Here is a 23,752-nt window from a genome sequence, read left to right as displayed (position 1 = left end):
GATGTGACTAAATATCAATTTGAAGTTACATGATTTAAGGCAACTCAATTAATTTTAGAATGTTGCTACGATATGCTTTACCTGTTTTAACAATTTGATTATTCTTTAAAGTGATATGGTACTCGCCGTCAAAATGAGTTTTTATTTCTTTTACGAGTTCGATTTTAATGATGTATGACCGATGAACACGCATAAAAATTTCAGGATTAAGTTTCGCTTCAACTTTGTTCATGGTATCACGGACTAAAAAATTTTGGTTAGAGGTAATCAATTTTATGTAATTGCCGTCAGCTTCAATGAAAATTATTTCGTCCACATTAACCAGGCTGATTTTGCCAGTTTCTTTTATAACAAACTTTTTCAAGTATGAATTTTTCTTCTTTCTGAATTCATCCAGGGAAGCCATCAAAGAACTTATTTGCTCGGATATAATTTCCGGATTTTTTGAATTGATAATCATTCTTGCATGATCCAGTGCAGAAGCAAATCTTCGTTTGTCAAAAGGCTTTAGCAGGTAGTCAATAGCATGAAGTTCAAATGCTTTTATTGCATATTCATCAAATGCGGTTGTGAAAATAATCAGCGGTAAATATTCTTTTCTGATACTCTCTATCACATCAAAGCCGTTTGACTCGGGCATTTGTATATCGAGGAAAACCAGGTCTGGATGTTCACTTTTTATCTTTACAATTGCATCGGCACTTGTTGATGCTTCGGCAATTATTTTTATATCGGAATGATCAGAAAGCAAGTCACGGACTCGCTGTCTGGCAAGTTCCTCATCATCAACAATCATAGCTTTAATCATTATTGTTCACCGGTATAGTGATGATTGTTTTAAGCCCTTCCGATGAACTCTCGAGTCTGAAAGATGATTTATATTTATACAACTGCTCAAGTCGTACACGTGTATTTTCAATGCCGATACCTTCAGTGTGATTCTCTCTTAGACCGGGACCATTATCCTTGACCACCAGATTAAGAGAACCGTTCTGAAGTTCTGCAGAAATATTCAGGCAGGTAGGCTGATTTCTTTTTTCAACGGAATGGATGATCGTATTTTCAATTGTTGGTTGCAGTATCAAAGCAGGTACTTCAATGTGCAGTACTTTCTCGGGAATGTTGAATTCAGTAATTATTCTTTCTCCATATCTTATTTTTTGAATATCAAGATATGTCTTCAGGAATTCAATCTCTTCACTCAACAAAATTGTTTGCTTGCCTGAACTATCGAGAGTAAACCGAAGGAGTTCACTCAACTTTGTAATCATCAAATCGGCTGCATCCGGATTTTTATGTATTAATGTACTGATCGAGTTTAAAGTATTAAACAGAAAATGCGGCTGCAGTTGCATTCTTAATGCTTTAAGTTCAACCTGGGAAAGACGGTTTTCAAGTTCAGCAGTTTTAATTTTATTCTCGTTATGTCTCTTATAGTAATTGATGCTGAAAAATAATGTGAGCAGGAAGCCATAAGTAAAGAAACTGTCGAACAAGTATGAAAAAATCACAAACTTACTTTGCATCATAACAGTAAAATAATCGTCAGTGGTTGACTCAATAACTTTTATTAGTGTATATGAAATGCTTACGGAAATCAGTCTGTGAAAGACCGACACCAGGAGACCAAGAACAGTATAGTAAAAAATTTGTTGCGACAACTTTTTCTTTTTTGATTGGTAGTCAGTAACAATTTTATAAATGAACGGGGTAATCAATGCCCAGATAAAGTATGGAGGCATCCGGTTAACAAGATGAGATTCCCAGTTGAATGCTGTACTGCTATTAGCATAGTAAACATAAGAGGAGAGTATAAAATATACGCCGAGCACCAGCCAGCCTATCGAAAACAAAATCCAGTATTTAACAGGTGTAAGTTTCATCTCAAATGATTTATAAATTCTTGCTGGTAAAATAAAAATGTATTATGAAGAAAGAAACGAGGCTGATCAAGGCTCTGTACACCCGGAAGGATTCGAACCCTCAACCCTTTGATCCGAAGTCAAATGCTCTATCCAGTTGAGCTACGGGTGCATGAAAATTTATAATGTACAATGTAAAATTTACAATTAGAATAATGTATCATTATGCATTATAAATTTTACATTGTACATTAAACCAGTACACCCGTAGGGATTCGAACCCCAAACCTTCTGATCCGTAGTCAGATGCTCTATCCAATTGAGCTACGGGTGCATTTATAACTAAGATTAATACTGTTGTGATATTTGGAAGAATATAATTTCCAAATTTTGCACTGCAAATGTAATATAATTCCGCTGCTTTAACAATTAAAAATGCAGGTACAACTGAATGATTCTTAAAAGATTTTGAAAAGTATGTCAGGATTTTACTAATTTAATCGCCGGCAATTAAAATTATTTTTGTGTTCATCGAAAAAACTTCAACTGATTTATACCATAAATAAAATTAACCCGAGGGTAGTTAAGGAAGTATGTTAAAACGAATTTGTCTTCAGCTTTTTTTTCTGGCAATAGTTTTTTTTTCCGCTTGTAAAGATGGATCGGATGAAGAAGTAGCTACACTTGATAAAAAGTATAATTTCGACTTACAGTCATACACACTCAGTATCAAAGATGATTTCCTAAACGGAACTTTTTCTGCCTTCCTTTCAGATTCAACCATCGAATATTTTGATACGTTGAAACAATTTTATTCAACCCGTCAGTTTAAACCGATTTTCATTTCAAGCTTTGATGATCAGGATAAAGTTTATGCTGTACTGAATATTTTATCTAAGTCTGATGAACACGGATTAGATTCGTCAATGTATCACTATCTTAAAATACAAAACGAGTTGCTTGCCGCGTTAAAAGACAGTATAGATAATAAGATCAGGTACTCTCATCTTTCTAATGCAGAAATTCTAACTGCCGATGCGGTTTTAAAATACGCGTATCATCTCAGGTACGGGGTCGTAAATCCAAAAGAACTATATCCCGATAGTTATTTTCTTCCTGTGCCTGATTCATCTAAGCGTAATTTATTTGAACCTCTGGTTCAGGAAGATGTAATTGATTATCTCGAAAAAATACAGCCCGCGGATGAACGCTATAAAAAACTTCAACAAGCATTAGAGGAATATTCACAGAAGTATAAAGACATTGAGTGGAAATTAATTCCAGTCCCGACTAAAAAAATAGAACCTGGCTATAAGGATCAGATCATTGCTGAAATCGCTTCACGGCTAATCACTGTTGGAATTCTTGATACATCAAAATCAAAGGTGCAGGATTTTACATTATTTGATTCGGTGATAGTAGATGCTATAAAGGAATTTCAAAGACAAAACGGATTAGCTGACGACGGGGTAATTGGAAAAGCAACTATCGACCGGTTAAACGTATCGCCTGAAGAAAATATCGCAACGATAAAAATTAATCTGGAACGATTCAGGTGGCTGAATTACACTGATACCGCACAGTACATAGTAGTTAACATTCCTGATTTCAAACTTTATGTTATTGAAAACAAAAAAGAAAAGTTTGCAATAAAAGTGTGTACAGGGAAAAAACGTCCGGCAAATTATGATGAGCGATACAAACAATACGTCAAATCGAAAAACTGGAAAATGAAACCGGATGACTGGGAAACTCCAATGATGTATTCACAAATTTCTTACCTGATACTTAACCCTACCTGGACGGTACCGCCGAGCATCATACGTGAAGAAATATTTGCTGGAGTTAAAAAAGATTCATCCTACCTGTCAAAGAAGAATTTTAAAGTTTATCAGGATGGGGTTGAGATTGACCTGACTAATGTAAGCATCAACCATTTATACACGGATAAAATACCTTACAGAATTGTTCAGGACCCGGGTGCAGGAAATGCTCTTGGAAGGATAAAATTCATGTTTGAAAATCCTTTCGGGATTTACTTGCATGATACTCCGACCAGGGTACCATTCAGTTATTCTAACAGGGCAGTTAGTCACGGATGCGTAAGAGTTGAGAAACCATTTCTGCTTTCTGAATATCTTTTGAAAGGACATTCAAAGTGGAATAACGATTACCTGAAAATAGAAACCGGTCAAAAGATCACTGATAAAAAAATTATTTCAGAATTTTATAAGAAAAGGGCTGCTCTGAGAAAGAACTCAAGTTTTGGTGAAACAACTGAATTAAAACTTGAAAAGAAAATACCTCTGTTCGTTGATTACTATACAGCATGGGTTGATGAGCAGGGAATACTGAATTTCCGTGATGATGTTTATAAAAAAGATGTGCTGTTAATAGAACGATTGGGGTTAAAACAAAAAAGCTGAACAGCTAAACATTAGAGCGGGTTCTGATATTGTATTCGACAATATCTATAATATTTCTGAACCGATTAATTGCAGGCAGATAAAATCCCACCACTTTAACTCGGTATGTGTCTCCTTTGATAAATTTTGTTATCAGCCGATCTGCATTATTTTTTTTGTGATAGTAATAGTTTGTGTTCTCAAATACTTCATCGGTTGTAAATATGTAGTACTTACCATTTTCTTTAGGGAATTTTTCAAAATTCACGACTGTAATAACGATTTCTCTTTCAGTAAGATACGGCTCAAAGAAAATGTAACCGAATACAATTATGAAAAGAATCATAACAACTGCTGTAAACTTGTATAACCAAAATAATTTTTGATTGATAACAACCATATTAGCTCCTTGTTCATGTAATGAACAGAATTAAACCTGGCTTAATTTAAGTTTGTAAATATCAGGGGAAAACTTCGGGAGAATTTTTGTGTGACGGTTAACATTTTTACATCCAATCAGTAAATATGACGGTAAAAAATATCATTATTCAGCCTGCGAAAATTCTAATGCTTGTATCTAAAGCAAATAAACTCTCAGGCTTATTTCACATCTGGTCGAGTTCTTAAAAGTTCAATTATTATACCAGTTGTCGAATTACTAATTATTCAAATCAGATTTACAAAATAATTATATCAGTTTCGTGGATTTATGTAAGCCAATATTGCAAAGTTCATTTTCGGTCTGAAAATTGAATAAATGGCAGCAGATATATAGAAAAAAAATAATTTTCTTATAATCATTCGATTACTTTTTTTATATTTGAGTCAAAATTACGGGGTACAACAGGTGAGTTTATGAAAAAAATTTTTCTGGTAGTACAAATAATATTCAGCGTAGTATTTTTAAGCTGCTCCTCAGATGATCCTGTTAGTTTAAATAAAACAGTCAGGTACTATGCTATAATTTTATCATCAAACGATGCGAGTGTTATAAAAACAATCACCTTCACAAATGCAAACGGATCAGATACTCAGGAGTTTGTTGGTGTTTTTAACCGAACAATTTCTTTTGCTCCGGGTACTGTTGTAAATCTTAGTGCGTCAGGCACAACCTCCAGCGTTCTTAATATACGTGTCCGTGTTGAGATTTATGTTGACAACAGTCTTGCTGCAAGCCAGGAGAATGATGGTCCGGGTTCAGCCTTTGCATCTGTTTCAGTTACAGTTCCATAGTAAGGTTAGTGCTGAACTGAATCCTTTCTTTAGGTAATCTTTCCGATTGACTATCTGATTAATAATAAATTTATCTCTCTTTAAGTTATTAGCTATCTGAACAAATTTTTATATTTTTCATATTATAAAAATTCTCAGAGGGTAAAAATGTTTAAAGGAACCGGAACTGCTATAATTACGCCGTTCACGAATGATCAACAAATTGATTATGCATCGTTAAAGAAGGTTACGAGATTTCAGATTGATAATGGTATTGATGCATTGATAGTATTAGGCACAACAGGTGAATCACCAGTTATTACAAATGAAGAAAGAAAAAAAGTTGTTGAAACAGTTGTAGCGGAGGTCAACGGAAAAATTCCCGTGATTGTGGGAACCGGAACCAATGATACAAAAAAAGTTATCTCGCTTAACAAATCCGCTGAGGAATCTAAAGCCAATGGATTGTTGATTGTGAATCCTTATTATAACAAAGGAACACAGGAAAGTTTATTCTATCACTTCAAAGAGATTGCTCAGAATACTTCTCTACCTATTATTCTTTACAATGTTCCGTCAAGAACAGCTATGAATATCCTTCCGGAAACAGCGGTCAAAATTCATAATGAATGTAAGAATGTTATAGGAGTTAAAGAAGCAAGCGGAAACATCTCGCAGATCGCTCATCTTATTTCCATAAAACCTGATACTCTAAAAGTTTTTTCAGGCAATGACGATCAGACACTTTCAATTATGGCGCTCGGTGCAGAAGGAGTGATATCTGTTTTTTCAAATCCATATCCTGCACAGATGAAACAAATTACGGATGCAATGTTGAAGGGAGATTTATCAACTGCTCAGAAGTACAATAATAAATATCTTTCAATGATGAATGCACTGTTTGTTGAAACCAGTCCTTCCCCGGTTAAATTCGTTATGAACAAACTCGGTTATTGTGAGAATGTATTAAGACTTCCTCTAATACCGCTAACAAAGAAAAATGAAGCAGTGTTAGAAAATGAAATGAAATTATTTTCCTGAGGAATTCGAAAATGGATTTTGGACTATATGGAAGCAGCGGAAGACTTGGTAAAGAAGTTGCCGCTTGCTTTAGTGAAAAAAATCATAAACTCGTTTATGGATACGATCTTGACGGAACAAATGAAATTGGAAATGCTGAGATTATAATTGACTGCTCACTGCCTGAAGTCTTTGACAAGAGTTTAAATCATGCTATAGAGTTATCCGTTCCTTTTATTATTGCCGTTACCGGATTATCGCCTGATCAATTAATAAAACTTAAAACAGCTTCAGATAAAATTCCTGTAGTGCAGAGTTTTAATTTTTCAGTCGGTGTACAGGTTTTACTTAAACTTGCTTCAATGGCGAATGATATACTTGATGGCTGGGATGTTGAAATATCTGAAACTCACCACCGTTTTAAAAAAGATAAACCAAGCGGTACAGCAAAAATGATTGCCGAAAGTTTGAAAGGGAGAACTCCAAACATATCATCGTTAAGGCTGGGCAACATATCCGGAGATCATACAGTTTACTTCGGCGGATTGGGTGAAACCTTATCGATTACTCACAGTGCTATTTCCAGAAGAACATTCGCTGAAGGAATTTTGTTGTCTGCTGAATTTGTTATGAAAAAACAAAGGGGATTATTTACTTTTACCGATGTGGTTTTTGGTGAGACTAAATGATGCAAAGTTATGATTCAGAATCATTGCTCAGACCATTCAAAGTAATATGATTTTAGAAAAGGAAAATTAAATGGACTCCTATGAAATAATCAGGTACATATCTGAATCAAAGAAAAAAACTCCGTTGAAAGTCTATCTTCAAGGAGATCTCAAAAAAATTGATTTTAGTAATTTTGATTTTTATGGTAATGAAGAATCAGGAATTCTTTTTTGTGAATATGACCAGGTTGAAAAATTCTTAAAAGAGAATGGGACATTCATCATAAAACACAAAATTGAAAATGACAGAAGAAACTCAGCTATCCCTATGGCTGATCTGACAAAGTATAATGCACGTATTGAGCCCGGGGCTATTGTCCGCGATCTTGTCGAAATCGGTGATCACTGTGTTATAATGATGGGAGCTGTACTTAACATCGGTGCGGTAATCGGCGAAAAAACTATGATAGACATGAATGTTGTAGTCGGCGGAAGAGCTATCGTGGGAAAGAATTGTCATATAGGTGCAGGGACAGTATTGGCAGGAGTTATAGAACCGCCAAGTGCTGATCCGGTCATAATTGAAGATGATGTATTAATCGGCGCGAATGCTGTTGTACTTGAAGGTGTGAAAGTAGGTAAAGGCGCGGTAGTTGCAGCCGGATCGATCGTTGTTAAAGATGTAGAACCAATGACGGTTGTTGCAGGTGTGCCGGCAAAAGTTTTAAAGAAGGTTGACGATAAAACAAAAAGTAAAACTCAGCTAATGGAAGAACTCCGGAAACTATAGTGATATGAGTATAATTGTTCAAAAGTACGGCGGCAGCAGTGTCGCTGATCCTGAAAAATTAAAAAAGATTGCCAGGATGATAGTAGGGCTTAAGCAGCAGAACTTTGATGTTGTTGCTGTTGTATCAGCAATGGGCAAAACAACAAATCAGTTGATCGAAATGGCTAAGTCACTTTCCGAAAACCCCGACAAGCGCGAACTTGATATGCTTTTGAGTACCGGCGAGCGTATTACTATGGCGTTGTTATGTATTGCGATTAATGATCTCGGGTTTGAAGCAATTTCATTAACCGGATCGCAATCAGGAATTGTTACAAATGACAGAAACAATGATGCAAGGGTGATGGAAGTACGACCATTCAGAGTCCAGGATGAACTTGCAAAAGGAAAAATAGTTGTGATCGGCGGATTCCAGGGCGTTAGTTATAAAAGAGATATTACAACACTCGGCAGGGGAGGATCTGATACATCAGCGGTTGCGCTTGCTGCAGCATTAAAAGCTGAGCGATGTGAAATTTATTCTGATGTTGATGGAGTTTATACAACTGATCCGAACATTATAAAAGAAGCAAAACATCTGCCTGAAATTTCTTATCAGCAATTGCAGGAAATGTCCGAAGCCGGAGCAAAAGTATTGAATGCACAGGCTGTTCAATTTGCCAAAGAAGCGAAGATTGCTTTGTATGCAAGGAGTACATTTACTCCCGGTAAAGAAACCGTAATTAGAGAAACTGCACCTGCCGACAGACCCTCTGTGATTGCAGTGGTTCATGAGACTGATATAGTTAGATTTATCTTAAGTGACAAAGATCTTTCATCAAGATTCCAGCGCCTTCAAATTTTTCTTGAAGAAAAAAATATCCAGATGAAAGAGTTAAGTTTTGTTGAAGATGATAAACATCAAAAAGTTTCTTTCATCATATCAAAGAACAATATTCATAACTGGAATGGCGTTCAAACCGGACTTAAAAAATTATTCGGTGATTCACTTACTGTTGATGACTCATTCGCAGCAGTTTCAATAATCGGCGAAGGATTCAACCGCGACAACCGTGTTGTTGCAGAATCGTTAAAAGTTTTGATTGATGCAGGAATAAAATTCAGTGGGTTGGCAACAACTTCATTCCGGTTATCCATTCTTGTCAGGAAAGAGGAATTAGAAAACACTATCATAGTTCTTCATAAACATTGGCTGGAATCATGAATAAGTTAAGAAAAATATTATGAGAGATTAATCATGACAAAAATCATTTTGCTTTTATTGGTGCCGTTCTTTGTATTAGCACAAACCGGTGATGTTAAAAGTCATTTCACAGGTAAATGGAAAATCGATTCCGACAAAACCGAAATGTTTGAGCATTGGGTGATAGTAAATGATAATGAACTTTCCGGCGAAAGCTATGTCGAAGTAAACGGAACAAAAGAAATCATTGAGCGACTCTGCCTGAAAAAAATTGGAGATTACTGGCTGTACATTGCAGTTCCTGCGGGTCAAACCCCGACGTTATTTGTGTTGACAGATATTACAGATAATAAATTTATATTTGTTAATGAGGAACATGATTTTCCTCAAAAAGTTATTTATTATTTTCACGGTGATGGAAAATTAACTGCGGCTATTGAAGGTGTGCTTAATGGTAAAACCAAACGCAATGAATTTAATTTTATTTCAGTATCAGAGTAGATAAAGTATAGCAGAATAGAGTTGAAAACTTTAGTAATTAAAATAATTTCTGTTATTCTTTTTTGGGTGACTGTTTCCGGATTTGTAAATCCTGGTTCTGGCAATCAATATGACCTTAACAGGTTTCAAAACAATTCAACTTCCGGATTATTCGAAGCGTCTTCAGCGATAGCCCTTCAGGCTTCAATTAATAAGTTTGAAAAAAAATCGACAAAGATTTTTAAGAGTATTCTGTTCAGAGACGAAGTCAGTGACTACAATAAAAATCTTACCTTTAAATACTTCAATCAAAAAATAAATACTTCCGATTACTTCGTTCAAAAATTCTCACCATTCATTCAAGCTCATTTTTCAAAGGATAAGTAACTCCTGATTTATTAGTTCACAATTATTTAATAATTAATAAACAGGAATTACAATGGAAAAGAACGTCAAAGATGAAAAGTCATCTGGTTTTGCTTTTTATTTTTTTATAAGTACAGTTGCTCTCGGTTTTCTTAGTATGGTTGGTTTTCTGCTCTATTCCTTTTTCAGCTGATCAGTTACAAAATACAGCCTGGGGTACAAGCTATGCTGCCCCAGGTTATTATATTCTTTTTATATGATTAATTAAAGTATAGTATATTTCGGGAGTTACGGAACTAGTTTATTAATAATCCCGGCTGTCTAATGAAAATCAAAATTCCTAAACTGCATAACCAGATTCTTATAGCACTTATTCTCGGTGCAATATTCGGTTCAATCTTTAGTGTTAAAAAGAATAGCCTCGTAGTTTCGTTTCAAAATAAGGACAGAACAGACAAAATAGTTTTTTCTGATTGGAAACAATTCCAGATAAATGTAATTGACCGTGACACAGTTGTTTTCTTCACCGATCAGCAGCTTGAAATACTATCCTACGTTAAAAAAGCTAAACAGAATAATTATCCTTTTGATGTACGCATCAGGGGTGTACGTCTTCTTACGGACAAGGATGCACCGCCCGAAATTGTTGCGATCAACAAAGTCATCAGTGTCGATAGAGAAAGGACAATACCGTCATACATAAAATGGGTTGGAGATATATTTATTCGCTTACTGAATATGATCGCTATTCCTTTAGTACTTGCTTCATTAATTGTCGGCGCTGCAAGTCTCGGTGATATACGAAAGTTTATGCGGATTGGGGGAAAGACGATTGCCTTTTATATTGGCACTACCGCGTTTGCAATAACTACCGGTTTGCTGATTGCCAATCTTCTTCAGCCGGGACATAGAATGGCAGAGGATAGTAAATCGAAATTACTTGCTGTTTATAGTGAGGATGTTGCCGGGAATATAGAGAAGGTCAGTGACTATGATTTTACTAAAGAGATTGTCAATCTTGTTCCCCGGAATCCATTCGCAGCAATTGCAGGAAGCGAAATGCTTCAGATTGTTTTCTTTGCTTTGCTGGTTGGTCTTACATTATCACTGATCGCAAAAGACAAATCTTCTCCCGTTCTTTCCTTCTTTGACGGATTGAGTGAGGCAATGATCAAGCTTGTTGATATCATTATGTTAATCGCACCGATCGGTGTGTTCGCATTGATATCAGCAACAGTGAGTGAGTTTGGGTTTGAAATTCTTGAAACACTTATCTGGTATGCTGTTGCCGTTATTGCCGGACTGTTAATTCACACTGTTCTTACTTATTCATTGTTACTGAAAATTTTTACAAAGATGAAAATATTTTTCTTCTTTAAAGGAATAAGAAGAGCGCAGGCAATTGCATTCAGCACTAGTTCCAGCGCCGCAACACTTCCTGTTAATATGGAATGCTGCCAGGAAAATCTCGGAGTTCCAAAATCGATAACAAGTTTCATTTTACCTTTAGGTGCGACAATAAATATGGATGGAACAGCTCTCTATCAGGGAGTCGCTGCAGTTTTTATTGCACAGGTATTTGGAATTGATCTGACTTTCACGCAACAGCTAATAATTGTATTTACAGCCGTACTTGCATCAATCGGTACAGCACCCGTGCCAGGAGTCGGAATTATCATGCTGGTAATTATTCTTAAATCAGTAGGCATTCCCGAAGAAGGAATTGCACTCATCCTGGGTATTGACAGAATTTTAGATATGAGCAGAACAGTTACCAACGTAACTGGTGATGCTTTGACTGCTGTAGTTATTTCATCCTCAGAAAAAGGCAATGGATTAAATGAAGCAGAACTTAAGAAAGTATAAAACGATTTAAACTTATGTCCGCTTCTGTGTAAAATGAAAAATATTGTATGAATCTCTTAAAGCTTAACTCCTCTGTTAAAGAAATAATTAAAGCACTGGGACTTGTATTTGGGGATATAGGAACAAGTCCGATATATACACTCACAATCATATTTGCATTAACTGCACCCACAGTTGAAAATATCCTTGGAATATTATCCTTAATCTTTTGGACGCTGATAGTGATAGTATCCATTGAATATGCATGGCTCGCAATGAGTTTAAGTATTAAAGGTGAGGGAGGTATCATTGTCTTAAAAGAAATATTAACCGGCTCAATTAAATCAGCAAAGAAAATTGCATTTGCAGGTTTTCTTGGTCTTGTTGGTGTTTCACTACTCATGGGTGATGGTGTTATCACTCCGGCAATAAGTATTTTATCCGCTGTTGAAGGACTTGAACTCATACCCGGGTTTGGTCACATCGAAACTGAAGCAGTAATGATCATCACCTGTGTGATTACAATAATTCTGTTTTCATTTCAATCCAAGGGAACAGATAAGGTTGCATCTTCCTTCGGACCAATAATGATAATATGGTTTGGTTCACTTTTCGTTTCCGGAATTATTTCTATGTCACAATCAATGCATGTAATTGAGGCTGTTAGTCCTTACTATGCAATAAACTTTATGCTCGATAACGGGTTAACAGGATTTCTGATACTAAGCGAAGTAATATTGTGTGCAACCGGTGGTGAGGCTCTGTATGCGGATATGGGACATCTTGGAAGTAAACCAGTAAGACGTGCGTGGTATTTTGTATTCTTTGCGTTAATAGCGAACTACTTCGGTCAGGGTGCATTTTTACTGACACATAAAAAATCAGGATTCATATTGTTTGAAATGGTGAAATCTATTTCGCCTTATTTTTATATACCTTTTCTTATAATAACACTGCTTGCTACTATCATTGCATCACAGGCAATGATAAGTGCTGTTATGTCGCTGTTGTACCAGGGTATTACAACGCGCATCTTTCCATTGATGAAAGTAAAATTCACTTCAACAAAAATTAAATCCCAGATATATATCGGGGCTGTTAACTGGAGTTTATTAATTGCTGTTTTATTAATGATATTCATTTTTCAAAAATCAATTAACCTTGCTGCTGCCTACGGGTTTGCTGTTACAGCGACTATGACTATCAGTGCTACGTTCATGATATGGATTTTTAAAATTCAGAAACGGAAATTAAAATTCATTGCAGCCATCTTTGTTTTTGTGGTGAACGTAATATTCCTGATTGCTGTATTCGACAAAGTACCGCACGGTGGTTACTGGTCTATAATCATTGCTTTGATACCCTTCCTGTTGATCAAACTATGGATAACAGGCAACAATTCTATGTACAAATCATTCCGTGCATTGCCAATGGATGTGTTTCTTATTAGTTACAAGCAGATTTATGAACTTGGTAACAACATAAAAGGAACAGCGCTATTCTTTAGTAAGAACCTGAATGAAATTCCTCCATACGTAGTTCATTGTATTATCAGAGGGAATATCATTTACGAAAACAATGTACTTGTTTCAATTCATGTAACGGATCATCCGTATGGAATTAGCGTTAAGAAAACAGAAAATATTGAAACCGGATTATCAGGGTTTGAAATCTTCCAGGGATATCTTGAAATACTTGATCTTGCAGGCGTACTAAAAGAAAACAATATTGATGAGAAAGCAATTTTCTATGGTGTTGAAGATATCGAAACAAAGAAATTCTTCCTAAAGATATTTGCATTCATTAAAATGATAACACCGCCATTTGTCAGATTTTATAAATTGCCGTACAACAAATTACATGGTGTGGTAACTCGATTAGAAATTTAGAAAAGTATAGATGGAGAAATCAGTGTATAAAATTTTTATGATCCTGTTCATCTCAACTGCGGGAATAATGTGTTCCTGTGCTCAGCAATCTACGGCGGACACAATTACAGTTGGGTTCTGGAACCTCGAAAACTTATTTGATGTTGTTGATGATCCTGTTAAAAACGATGAGGAGTTCCTCCCTGCGGGAAACAAAGAGTGGACTGCTGATAGATTAGAAAAAAAACTATATAATCTTGCAAGAGTGATTCGAATGATGGGCGATAGCTACGGTCCTGATATACTGGGAGTTTGCGAAATAGAACACCAGGCACTGATAGATTCACTAACTTCTAAATTTCTTAATGATATTAATTATAAAACAGCAGCATTAGAAGCACCCGATGAAAGAGGTATTGATAACGGATTAATTTATAATTCCGATAAGTTTACATTACTATCCGTTAAAGGAGATACAGTACATCTTGATGACGGATACCCGACAAGATTAATTCTTGGTTGTACTTTGCTTAGTAAATATGGTGATACTATATGTGTCTTTGTAAATCACTGGCCATCCAGAAGAGGCGGAGAAACTGAATCGGAACCAAACAGAATAAATGCTGCAAAGGTGCTGCGTAAAAATGTTGATTCACTACTTAATTTAAATTCACAACGACAGATTATTATTATCGGTGATTTTAATGATATGCCTGATAATAAATCAATAACTGATCACTTGAGGGCTGTACCGGATAACTGCGGTGATTCCGTTTCAGTTGTTATCAGTGACACTCAGTTATATAACCTTGCATATATACCATATAAATCCGGTTCAGGAAGTTATAAATACCAGGATAACTGGAATATGCTTGACCAGATAATAATTACGGGAAACTTTTTTAATAGTAATAAAGTACAATACCTGTGCAACTCATTTGAAGTATTCAAACCTTCAGTGATGATTACACGCACTGGAAAATTTGCCGGAACACCGTTCCCGACTTACGGCGGTTCAAGATACCTTGGAGGATACAGTGATCATTTCCCTGTAACGGCAAAGTTTATTTTGAAAGGAGAAATGTAATGACAAGAGAGCTTTTAATTTTTGGTGCAGGCGGTTATCTGGGAAAAGGAATTACATCATCTCTTTTATCAAAAAATTATGATAAAATTTATCTTTTCGATTTTGACATTTCAAAAATAAAAACAGAAAAAGAGAATGTTGTATTGATTGATACTTCTGACTTATCAGAAGAGGACAATGTTATGAATGTTCTCAGTAAAGTCAGTCCCGGCAAGGATAAAATTTTATTTCTTTACTCCACAATCGGCGGATTTTCTGGCGGAAGGAAAATCTGGGATGCTGAAATCGCTGATTATCAGAAAATGATGACGATCAATCTTCAAACCAGTTTTTTAATCGCAAAACATTTTTCAAAACTTGTAAAAGATTCTCTCGCAGGTTCAATTTGTTTTACTGCGGCATTAACAGGTCTTAAAGAAGAAGTGGGTAAAGGTGTCTATGGAGTTTCCAAAGCTGCTCTGATTCACCTTGTTAAAACTCTTGCACTTGAAGGTAAAGAAATAAATCTGAGTGTTAATGCTTTGGCTCCTTACATAATCGATACTCCAGCCAACAGAGACTGGATGAAAGAAGCAGATTATAGTTCCTGGATCAAACCAGAAGAGGTCGGAGAACTCGTTCATGATTTGTTTACCCGGTTCAATTTTGTTACAGGAAATGTTATAAAATTGACAAACAGGTTTGCAATTTAAAAGCAAATAAATTCTGTGTTTTTAAGTTTTTCTTAAAGAAATCGCAACAAATAATTTGTTGACTTTGTTTTCTATAATGCTTAATGTAGCACCATATTTTTGAAATAGTTAGCAGGGTTTTCCTACTTGTTAGCTTAACTTATTTAATATTTTGGAGGTCAAGTATATATGGAATTTACAGGTGTTCTCTCATCGACTCTTAATATAATCGCACAAGCAACTAATGATACAGGCGCATTGAATTGGCTAGCTGAAAAATATGAAGCAGGTGGCTTCTTTATGCATCCAATTCTTGCAAGTTTAGTCATAGGTCTTGCTTTTTGTATCGAAAGATTCTGGACCCTCTCAAGGGCTAGAGTTAACACAAAACAGTTTATTGTAAAAGTACGAAAAGCACTTGAAGAAGGCGGAGTTGAAGCGGCGAAAGATGTTTGCTCAAATACCCGCGGACCAATTGCTTCTGTATTTCATGCAGGTCTTTTAAGAGCTGATGAAGGACTTGACGCTGCTGAAAAAGCAATCATCGCTTACGGTGGAATTGAAATGGGATTCCTTGAAAAAGGACTTATCTGGATTTCTACGTTTATTACTATTGCACCTATGCTTGGATTTACAGGAACAGTTCAAGGTATGATCGAGGCTTTTGATGCTATTAAAGAAGCTGCACAGATTTCTCCTGCAATTGTTGCTGAAGGTATTTCCGTTGCTCTTCTAACTACATTGTTCGGTCTCGTTGTTGCTATGATCCTCCAGGTATTCTATAATTACTTCGTTTCCAGGATTGATAAGTTGGTTGGGGATATGGAAGAAAGTTCAATAGAACTTATTGACGCTTTGTATGAATTAAAGACTCGTAAAAAATAACTAAACCAAAAATTTTATTTTTCAAAACGAGTATTTAAAATGATTAAAAAGAAAAAAATTGCTGAAGCAGCTATACCAACCAGTTCAATGGCAGATATAGCTTTCCTTCTTTTGCTTTTCTTCCTTGTTGCAACGGTTATAGATGTTGATACCGGTATTGGTATTACACTTCCCGAGCCACTTGACCCGGAGACAGAAGTAACACCCGTATCAAAGGAAAGAATGGCAGCTATATTAATTAATGAAAACGGGGATGTTCTACTCGATGGTGCAGTAATTCCTGTACACATGATTAAAAACAATCTTAAATCGAGGATTGTTTCCAAAATTGAATTACCTTCAAATAAAAAATTAATTGTTTCGTTAAAAACAGACCGGAAAACTGTATATAACATTTATGTGCAGGCACTTGACCAGATCAAACTTTCATATTTCGAAGTTCGTGATGAGTATTCAAATGCGAATTTTGGAAGGAAGTATAATGATCTTGATCCTGAAAGCCAGGAAATTGTTAAAGATAAAATCCCGATTATTATTTCACTTGCTGAACCGGAAAAGGTTCAATAATTAAGGTCCGAGGACAATAATGAAATTTGAAAAAAGAAGAGCCAGTACTAAGCAGGAAATTCCTACCGCATCAATGCCTGATATAGTTTTCATGCTCTTACTATTTTTTATGGTTACTACAACACTAAGAGAAGTTGATGTTCTTGTAGCTTATTCATTGCCGGAAGCTCAGGCAATTGAAAAGATTGAGAACAAAAGACTCGTATCATATCTATGGGTTGGTAAAGATAAACGTATGCAGATCAATGACAGTATCGTTCTGCTTGAAGAAGTTGAATCGATTATGTATAAGAAGAGACAGGAACTTCCGAATGTGATCGTTTCATTGAGGATTGATAAAGCTGCTGATATGGGTCTTGTAACTGACATTCAGCAGGAGTTAAGAGACGCTTATTGTTTGAGGATTAACTACTCTTCAACCATAAAACTATAATAGTATTAACAATTGAATTAAAAGGCAGGTGTGTTTATACATATCTGCCTTTTTCAGTTTTAGAGGAAACAAATGAATTTAAAAGAAAAAATAAATGAAGATCTGAAAGCCGCAATGAAGTCCGGTGATAAAACCAGGCTGACAGTAATACGTTCAATCCGTGCGTTGATACTTGAATTTGAAAAAAGCGGCGCTGCAAAAGAAATGAGTCCCGATGAAGAAATTAAAATGCTTAGTACTGCAGCAAAAAAGCGCAAGGATTCAATTGAACAATTCAGGAATGCAGGAAGAACTGAGTTAGCTGATCAGGAAGAAAGTGAATTGAAAGTGCTGATGGATTATCTTCCAAAGCAGTTGGATGAAAATGAAATTTCTCAGATCATCAATGGTCTTGCTGAACCTATCGGTGCAAAAACTAAGGATGATTTTTCAAAATTAATGCCACTGGTTATGAAAGAGTTAAAAGGCAAAGCTGATGGTAAGATAGTAAAAACATTAGTTGAAAAATTTCTTGGTGTTAGTTGAACTTCATAGATATTCTGATTGCATTGGCTTGTCTTATTGGATTCATACTCGGATTTAAAGATGGATTCATCCGGAAATTAATAGGACTTGTTGGTTTTGCCATTGCCGTTGTATTTGCTTTGAATTTTTCAGGCTCACTTGGAAAGATCATTGAATCGGCATTTAACATTGAATTGTACCTCGCGGAGATCATTGCGGGCGCAGCTATTTTCCTTGCAACAATTCTCATCTTCTCAGTTGTTAAAAGAATTGTGCATCCGTTTGATAAAGTCAACAACCTGTTAAACCAGTTGATTGGCGGCTCTATCGGTGTGATACAGGTTTTGTTTTTTGCGAGTGCGGTTTTTCTTTTGCTGAATGTATTTAATTTTCCTGATCCCAAAACAAATAAAGATTCTATGTTTTATTCATCAGTCTATTCACTTATTCCTGTTACAATTGATTTTCTAGGCGGATACACACCTCAAACAAAAAAACTCATCAAAGATTATATTAACGATAAAGATTCAACTAAATGACTTCACCTGATGTAATTGAAAAATTAGAATTCAGAAAAGTCCTTTCTTACATTTCAAAATATTGTCTTACCGAGAAAGGGAAAGACGAAGTTCTGAACCTACTTCCTGAAAGCGATTTGAACCATGTTATAAACGAAGGTGAACTTGTAAGTGAAGCAAAGAATATTCTTATACGCATAGAACAGCCTCCGATAGAACATCTTTCCAACCTTGATGAATCGCTCTCGCAAAGCAGGATTGAAGGATCAGTTCTGGATATTAAAAAGATCTGGGAAATTTATCGGCTTGCTGTTGTTTCGCGAACACTTTTTCAATTTCTGAAAAACAATTCTGAGTTATCGCCGAAACTTTTCACGTTGGCATCAACTTTATTTGTTGACAAAGTGTTTGAACATCACATAAGAAAAATTATCGGAGAGAATGGTGAGATCCTTGAGAATGCAAGCCATAAACTTCAGGAGATCAGGAAAGAGATAAGAGAAAAAAATCACGATCTGATTCGAGCTGTAAATAAGATTATTAAATCATTACGTGAATCAGATTTTGTGCGTGAAGATTATCTAACACTTCGTGACGGCAGAATTGTAATCCCGGTTAAGGTTGAACACAAAAGACATATACGCGGTTTCATTCATTCAGAATCTTCGTCCGGACAAACTGTTTACATTGAACCTGAAGAAACGTTGGAACTGAATAATGAACTTGTATCTCTTTCATTTGCTGAGCGTCGTGAAATTGAAAGACTATTAAAAGAGCTTACTAAACTGATTGGTACTTATGCAGCGCAACTTAAAGATTCACTTTCGGTGGTAACGAAATATGATTCAATATTTGCAAGAGCAAAACACTCAATGGAAATTATCGGATCATTTCCGCAACTGAATAAAAAAGAAAAAATTATTTTAAGCGATGCAAGACATCCTATACTTCTCAGAAAACTTGGACGGGATAATACCGTTCCGTTAAATATTACTATTGATCAAGATAGAGTGATTATTATAACAGGACCGAATGCAGGCGGCAAAACAGTTGTGTTAAAAACCATTGGTCTTTTCTCACTGATGGTTCAATCGGGTATCCATATTCCTGCAAGCCCGGATTCGAACCTGCATTTATTTGATCACATCTTTGTGGATATTGGTGATCAGCAGTCAATTGAAGATGACTTGTCAACGTTCAGTTCTCATCTTTTCAACATAAAAAATATACTTGAAAAAGCGGGGGAACAATCACTTGTATTGATAGATGAGGTAGGCGCAGGAACTGATCCCGCGGAAGGTTCTGCAATAGCAGCTTCAGTATTAATTGAGTTGTATAATAAAGGCGCGATTGTATTTGCGTCTACACATCACGGTAGTTTAAAATTAATTGCCAATGAGACAAAGGGATTTGAAAACGCTGCAATGGAATTCAATCATAAAGACCTTCGTCCGACGTATGTGTTTAAGCAGGGAATACCCGGATCAAGTTATGCGTTTGAAATTGCAGGGCGCATAGGTATGCAGGAACAGACTCTTGAAACGGCAAAGCAATATCTTGATTCTGACAAACATAAACTTGAATCTTTTCTTGTTGAGATAGAAACCAAGTCAAATATGCTTGATGAAAAAATAAAACATCTTGATAATGAAAATCGCAGGTTAAAAGAAATAACTAAATCGTACGAACAGAATCTGAACAAGCTTAATACAGAGAAAAGAGATATAATAAAAAAATCTAAACAGGATGCTGAAGATCTGCTTAAAGGAATTAATAAAAAGATTGAATCTGTTGTTAAGGAGTTGAAAGAATCAAACGCACAAAAAGAAAATATTAAGAGTGTAAAAGAGATTCTTAAACAGTTAAAACAGGAAACGTCATCTATTGAAGTTCCCGAAGTCAATGATGTATTAGAAGAGAGTGAAAATATTTCTGTCGGCGATTATGTCCGCCTAAAAAATACTGCCACAGAAGGTAAAGTAACTGAAATAATTCCCGGCAAGAAAAAAGCGTTCATACTTGCCGGTAAAATAAAAATGCAGGTTCCTTTGAAAGAACTGAACATTGTCAAGCGTGATAAGAAAGCGGAGAAAGCTGAAATTTCAGGGCATGTAATCATCAATTCACCAAAGATCAGATTGGATATCCGCGGTGAACGTCCGGAAGAAGCAGAATTTGAAGTAATAAGATTCGTTGATGATGCGTACAGTTCAAGTATAAACAGAATTGAAATACTTCATGGAAAAGGAACAGGAGCATTGAAAAAAACTGTTAAAGATATTCTGCAGAATCATGATAAAGTAAAAAATTTTTATTTTGCTCCTATTGAATTCGGGGGAGACGGAATTACCATTGCTGAACTAAAGTAGGAAATCAATTGATAAAAAAAATCCTGATCGCCAACAGGGGAGAAATTGCTGTACGAATTATCAGAGCTTGCAAAGAACTTGGGATAACTTCTGTTGCTGTCTATTCAAATGAAGATAAATTATCTCTTCATACAAAACTGGCGGATGAGTCATATCCATTAAAAGGTTCAACTGCTTCTGAAACCTATCTGAACAAAGAAAAAATTTTTTCAACCATTGAACAATCCGGAGCTGACGCAATTCACCCGGGTTATGGTTTCTTTTCAGAGAATGCTGATTTTATCAGAGAAGCTGAAAATCGAAATATTATATTTATCGGACCATCAGCCGATTCTGTTCTGATGATGGGAAGTAAAACATCCGCAAGAAGATTAATGACTGATCATAAAGTTCCCGTCGTTCCCGGTACATTAACTCCACTCAGTTCACTTGAAGAAGGATTACAGGAAAGTGAGAGGATAGGTTATCCAGTACTTCTTAAAGCTGCGGCAGGCGGAGGCGGTAAAGGAATGCGTACAGTCTTTAGCAAGGATGAATTTATATCAGCATACGATGCAACAAAACGCGAAGCCCTCAAATCATTTGCTGATGATTCAGTTTACATAGAAAAGTTTATTCTTAATCCACGCCATATTGAAGTTCAGGTCATTGCGGATAAACAGGGTAATTATGTTCACCTGTTTGAACGTGAATGTTCAATACAGCGCAGGCATCAGAAAATTATTGAGGAAGCGCCATCAGCTTTTATTGATAGCGAGACAAGGACTAAACTTACACAGGCGGCAATCAACGCAGCAAAGGCTTGTCGCTATTACAATGCAGGTACGATAGAATTTCTTGTCGACTCTCAAAAGAATTTTTATTTCCTTGAGATGAATACCCGTCTCCAGGTTGAACATCCTGTGACCGAATTTATTACAGGAATTGATCTTGTTAAAGAGCAGATCAGTATCGCAAATGGAAATAAATTATCATTCATGCAGGAAGATTTAAAAATTTCCGGTCACGCAATTGAATGCCGTGTTTACGCAGAAGACCCGTCAAATAATTTTCTGCCGTCAACCGGGACACTTGAGCATTATCGTCAGCCTGCTGGTCCGGGAGTGCGTGTGGATAGTGGTTTTGAATCCGGTTCATCTGTTTCTATATACTTCGATCCTATGATTGCAAAATTAATTTGCTGGACAAAAGAGCGTAAGAACACAATTAAGGTTTGTCATCGTGCATTGAGTGAATTTCAAATCGCCGGAGTGATAAACAATATTGAATTCTTAAAATCACTGCTTGAGGATGATGCGTATCAAAGAAATGATATAAGCATAAACTATATCGAAGACAGCTTTCTGAAGAATAATGGAGTGCTCAAATCGAATGATCCAGCAGAAACTGCTGCTGCCGTGCTTGCCTCGCTGCTGAAGATGAAAAAAAATCACAAGACTTCAATTTCTCCTTCATCAAATAAATGGAGAGATCAGAATTATGAATGAATTTGTTGTTACCATCAACAATAAAAAAATTCTTGTAAAGTACATTGGAGAAAACCGGATCACTGTTGATGGAAATGAAGTTGAATATGAAATAGAAAATATAAACGGTAACGGCTATTTACTTCGTTTGGAGAACAACATCTTTGAACTTCATTCAAAAAAAATAAGCGATGATTCGTCCATAATCACTCAGGGCAGCAAAACATTTGAGGTAACAGCCAGAACATCATTACAGGAAAAGGCTCTCGAGTTATTGAGTATAAAAAATTCGTTGAACCATGAAACTGAAGTAAAGGCTCCAATGCCTGGAATGATTTTGAAAATCAAAAAACAGGTCGGCGATACTGTTGCATCCGGCGATTCTATTATGATACTGGAAGCTATGAAGATGGAAAATGAATTGCGATCAGTAGCTCCTGGTAAAATAAAATCTATCAATGTTAAAGAAGGAAGTGCTGTTGAAAAAGGAACAGTGCTTTTTGTCATAGAATAAATTCTCGCCTAAATTCACAAACCACATTACTTGCCAAGACAAAAATATTTTGTTGACAATATATTTGTCATTAGTTAACATTGCACACGTATTAAGAAAGGGGTTAACAAACTCAAATATTCATACAAAAAGTCGGAGGAAAATTGAATTTGATTATTAACGCTCTATCTGAAAACGGGGTAGAAAAAACTAACCGGAGAAATCAATTATGAAAAGTATTAAAAGTATAATCCTATATCTGATTGCCTTTGGAGTTCTGAATGCTTTTCTATTTACTGGATGTTCAAAGGATGATGATCCCGTTAACGGCAATACTCCGGATCCCGTTCCGGATAATATATTTCCGTTGACAGCCGGACATGTTTTAATATATAACTCGGGTTCACTACTTAGTCTTGATACTGATGTTCCTATTGCCGGCAGTGATGTTGGATATGAATCCAAATGGATCATAGCAGGCAAAGTTGCCCCGGGACCTTCACCATTTACTCAGCCGACTGTTATTTTGGATACTACAAAAGTTTTTGGACAGACTGTTCCAAGAACATTTCTCGCTCACCATGACACAGTTGCAAATGAATTTCATTTCCTTACCAATCTTGGTTACTTTTTCCGTAGCCAGAAAATATATACAACTCCCGGTGATTCGACTTCCGGAATCAGAGCTGATTCATTAAGATGGATATTGTTAGCAAAACCAAGTGCTGATGTTGGCGTAGATTGGGTCGCCTTTAATGAAACATTTACAAGTAATGTAGTTGGCCAGGTACGCCTTGAAATAAAAGGCGAATTTGAAGCTAAAGAAAATCTGACTGCCGGTGGAACCGATTACGTAACCTACAGACTGGTTGCAACTCGCAGAGTTTACCTTGGAAGTTCAACAACATCAATTTCAACAAGCCCTACAGCAAAGCTATGGATGGCTGAAAATGTAGGCCCTGTTAAGATAGAATTACGTGGTGATGCTGAATCAAATGGTAAAGTCCAGACACTGACAGCAAAAAATTTCTAATTGAATTTTAAGAAATATAAACCCCGG

The 23,752-nt window shown here is 36.0% G+C and carries 24 protein-coding genes and 2 tRNA genes; 21 read left to right on the top strand and 5 right to left on the bottom strand.

Annotated elements, in window-relative coordinates:
* Positions 1-34: 34 nt before the first annotated feature.
* From IPM56_08735 to IPM56_08720, 4 genes are all read right to left on the bottom strand, one after another.
* Positions 35-808 carry a response regulator gene (locus IPM56_08735; protein QQS38005.1) on the bottom strand — a complete coding sequence of 258 codons (774 nt, stop codon included), beginning with the start codon at positions 806-808 and terminating at the stop codon, positions 35-37.
* Positions 801-1,883 carry a histidine kinase gene (locus IPM56_08730; protein QQS38004.1) on the bottom strand — a complete coding sequence of 361 codons (1,083 nt, stop codon included), beginning with the start codon at positions 1,881-1,883 and terminating at the stop codon, positions 801-803. The genes IPM56_08735 and IPM56_08730 overlap by 8 nt, the downstream gene beginning before the upstream one ends.
* Before the next feature lie 77 nt (positions 1,884-1,960).
* Positions 1,961-2,034, bottom strand: a tRNA-Arg gene (locus IPM56_08725).
* 88 nt (positions 2,035-2,122) lie between these two features.
* Positions 2,123-2,196: transfer RNA gene (locus tag IPM56_08720), tRNA-Arg, on the bottom strand.
* 259 nt (positions 2,197-2,455) lie between these two features.
* Between IPM56_08720 and IPM56_08715 the strand changes: the two genes are divergently transcribed.
* A complete protein-coding gene (locus IPM56_08715) occupies positions 2,456-4,288 on the top strand; it encodes a L,D-transpeptidase family protein (protein ID QQS38003.1) in 1,833 nt (610 codons plus the stop codon).
* A 4-nt stretch (positions 4,289-4,292) separates the two neighbouring features.
* Here the strand turns inward: IPM56_08715 and IPM56_08710 are convergent, their stop codons facing one another.
* Positions 4,293-4,667: a hypothetical protein gene (locus IPM56_08710; protein QQS38002.1), complete on the bottom strand. Its 375-nt coding sequence runs from the start codon at positions 4,665-4,667 to the stop codon at positions 4,293-4,295.
* 455 nt (positions 4,668-5,122) lie between these two features.
* On the opposite strand from IPM56_08710, the gene IPM56_08705 reads away from it, so the two are divergent.
* The 20 genes from IPM56_08705 to IPM56_08610 all read left to right on the top strand — a co-directional run bounded on the left by IPM56_08705 (position 5,123) and on the right by IPM56_08610 (position 23,725).
* Positions 5,123-5,500, top strand: a complete 378-nt coding sequence (locus tag IPM56_08705) for a hypothetical protein (GenBank protein ID QQS38001.1) — start codon at positions 5,123-5,125, stop codon at positions 5,498-5,500.
* A gap of 147 nt (positions 5,501-5,647) precedes the next feature.
* Positions 5,648-6,520, top strand: coding sequence for a 4-hydroxy-tetrahydrodipicolinate synthase (locus tag IPM56_08700; GenBank protein QQS38000.1), 873 nt, complete (start codon positions 5,648-5,650; stop codon positions 6,518-6,520).
* An 11-nt stretch (positions 6,521-6,531) separates the two neighbouring features.
* Positions 6,532-7,188 (top strand): 4-hydroxy-tetrahydrodipicolinate reductase, encoded by a 657-nt coding sequence (locus IPM56_08695; protein QQS37999.1) that lies wholly within the window; start codon positions 6,532-6,534, stop codon positions 7,186-7,188.
* A 70-nt stretch (positions 7,189-7,258) separates the two neighbouring features.
* Positions 7,259-7,957 carry a 2,3,4,5-tetrahydropyridine-2,6-dicarboxylate N-acetyltransferase gene (dapD, locus tag IPM56_08690; protein QQS37998.1) on the top strand — a complete coding sequence of 233 codons (699 nt, stop codon included), beginning with the start codon at positions 7,259-7,261 and terminating at the stop codon, positions 7,955-7,957.
* A gap of 4 nt (positions 7,958-7,961) precedes the next feature.
* Positions 7,962-9,161, top strand: a complete 1,200-nt coding sequence (locus IPM56_08685) for an aspartate kinase (GenBank protein QQS37997.1) — start codon at positions 7,962-7,964, stop codon at positions 9,159-9,161.
* Between the two features lie 33 nt (positions 9,162-9,194).
* The gene (locus IPM56_08680; protein ID QQS37996.1) at positions 9,195-9,641 is read left to right on the top strand and encodes a hypothetical protein; all 447 of its coding nucleotides are present in this window, start codon (positions 9,195-9,197) and stop codon (positions 9,639-9,641) included.
* A 21-nt stretch (positions 9,642-9,662) separates the two neighbouring features.
* Complete coding sequence (locus tag IPM56_08675) at positions 9,663-10,007, top strand: hypothetical protein (protein QQS37995.1); 345 nt, start codon at positions 9,663-9,665, stop codon at positions 10,005-10,007.
* 303 nt (positions 10,008-10,310) lie between these two features.
* Positions 10,311-11,852 carry a dicarboxylate/amino acid:cation symporter gene (locus tag IPM56_08670; GenBank protein ID QQS37994.1) on the top strand — a complete coding sequence of 514 codons (1,542 nt, stop codon included), beginning with the start codon at positions 10,311-10,313 and terminating at the stop codon, positions 11,850-11,852.
* 47 nt (positions 11,853-11,899) lie between these two features.
* Positions 11,900-13,720, top strand: coding sequence for a KUP/HAK/KT family potassium transporter (locus tag IPM56_08665; protein ID QQS37993.1), 1,821 nt, complete (start codon positions 11,900-11,902; stop codon positions 13,718-13,720).
* Positions 13,721-13,742: 22 nt separating this feature from the next.
* Positions 13,743-14,786, top strand: coding sequence for a hypothetical protein (locus IPM56_08660; GenBank protein ID QQS37992.1), 1,044 nt, complete (start codon positions 13,743-13,745; stop codon positions 14,784-14,786).
* A complete protein-coding gene (locus IPM56_08655; protein ID QQS37991.1) occupies positions 14,786-15,478 on the top strand; it encodes an SDR family oxidoreductase in 693 nt (230 codons plus the stop codon). The genes IPM56_08660 and IPM56_08655 overlap by 1 nt, the downstream gene beginning before the upstream one ends.
* A 168-nt stretch (positions 15,479-15,646) precedes the next feature.
* Positions 15,647-16,342 carry a MotA/TolQ/ExbB proton channel family protein gene (locus IPM56_08650; protein ID QQS37990.1) on the top strand — a complete coding sequence of 232 codons (696 nt, stop codon included), beginning with the start codon at positions 15,647-15,649 and terminating at the stop codon, positions 16,340-16,342.
* Positions 16,343-16,381: 39 nt separating this feature from the next.
* A complete protein-coding gene (locus IPM56_08645) occupies positions 16,382-16,909 on the top strand; it encodes a biopolymer transporter ExbD (GenBank protein QQS37989.1) in 528 nt (175 codons plus the stop codon).
* Between the two features lie 19 nt (positions 16,910-16,928).
* Entirely contained in the window at positions 16,929-17,342 is a 414-nt protein-coding gene (locus IPM56_08640; protein QQS37988.1) for a biopolymer transporter ExbD, read from the top strand.
* Positions 17,343-17,414: 72 nt separating this feature from the next.
* Positions 17,415-17,867: a GatB/YqeY domain-containing protein gene (locus IPM56_08635; GenBank protein QQS37987.1), complete on the top strand. Its 453-nt coding sequence runs from the start codon at positions 17,415-17,417 to the stop codon at positions 17,865-17,867.
* The gene (locus IPM56_08630) at positions 17,864-18,385 is read left to right on the top strand and encodes a CvpA family protein (GenBank protein ID QQS37986.1); all 522 of its coding nucleotides are present in this window, start codon (positions 17,864-17,866) and stop codon (positions 18,383-18,385) included. The genes IPM56_08635 and IPM56_08630 overlap by 4 nt, the downstream gene beginning before the upstream one ends.
* Positions 18,382-20,733, top strand: a complete 2,352-nt coding sequence (locus IPM56_08625; protein QQS37985.1) for an endonuclease MutS2 — start codon at positions 18,382-18,384, stop codon at positions 20,731-20,733. The genes IPM56_08630 and IPM56_08625 overlap by 4 nt, the downstream gene beginning before the upstream one ends.
* Positions 20,734-20,741: 8 nt before the next feature.
* A complete protein-coding gene (locus IPM56_08620) occupies positions 20,742-22,220 on the top strand; it encodes an acetyl-CoA carboxylase biotin carboxylase subunit (protein ID QQS37984.1) in 1,479 nt (492 codons plus the stop codon).
* Positions 22,213-22,713, top strand: coding sequence for an acetyl-CoA carboxylase biotin carboxyl carrier protein subunit (locus IPM56_08615; protein ID QQS37983.1), 501 nt, complete (start codon positions 22,213-22,215; stop codon positions 22,711-22,713). Before IPM56_08620 ends, IPM56_08615 begins: the two co-directional genes overlap by 8 nt.
* A 208-nt stretch (positions 22,714-22,921) precedes the next feature.
* Positions 22,922-23,725: a hypothetical protein gene (locus tag IPM56_08610; GenBank protein ID QQS37982.1), complete on the top strand. Its 804-nt coding sequence runs from the start codon at positions 22,922-22,924 to the stop codon at positions 23,723-23,725.
* Positions 23,726-23,752 lie beyond the last annotated feature (27 nt).

The sequence above is a fragment of the Ignavibacteriales bacterium genome (genome assembly GCA_016700155.1).
Classification (GTDB): domain Bacteria; phylum Bacteroidota; class Ignavibacteria; order Ignavibacteriales; family Ignavibacteriaceae.
This window is presented reverse-complemented; position numbering and strand designations above follow the sequence as displayed.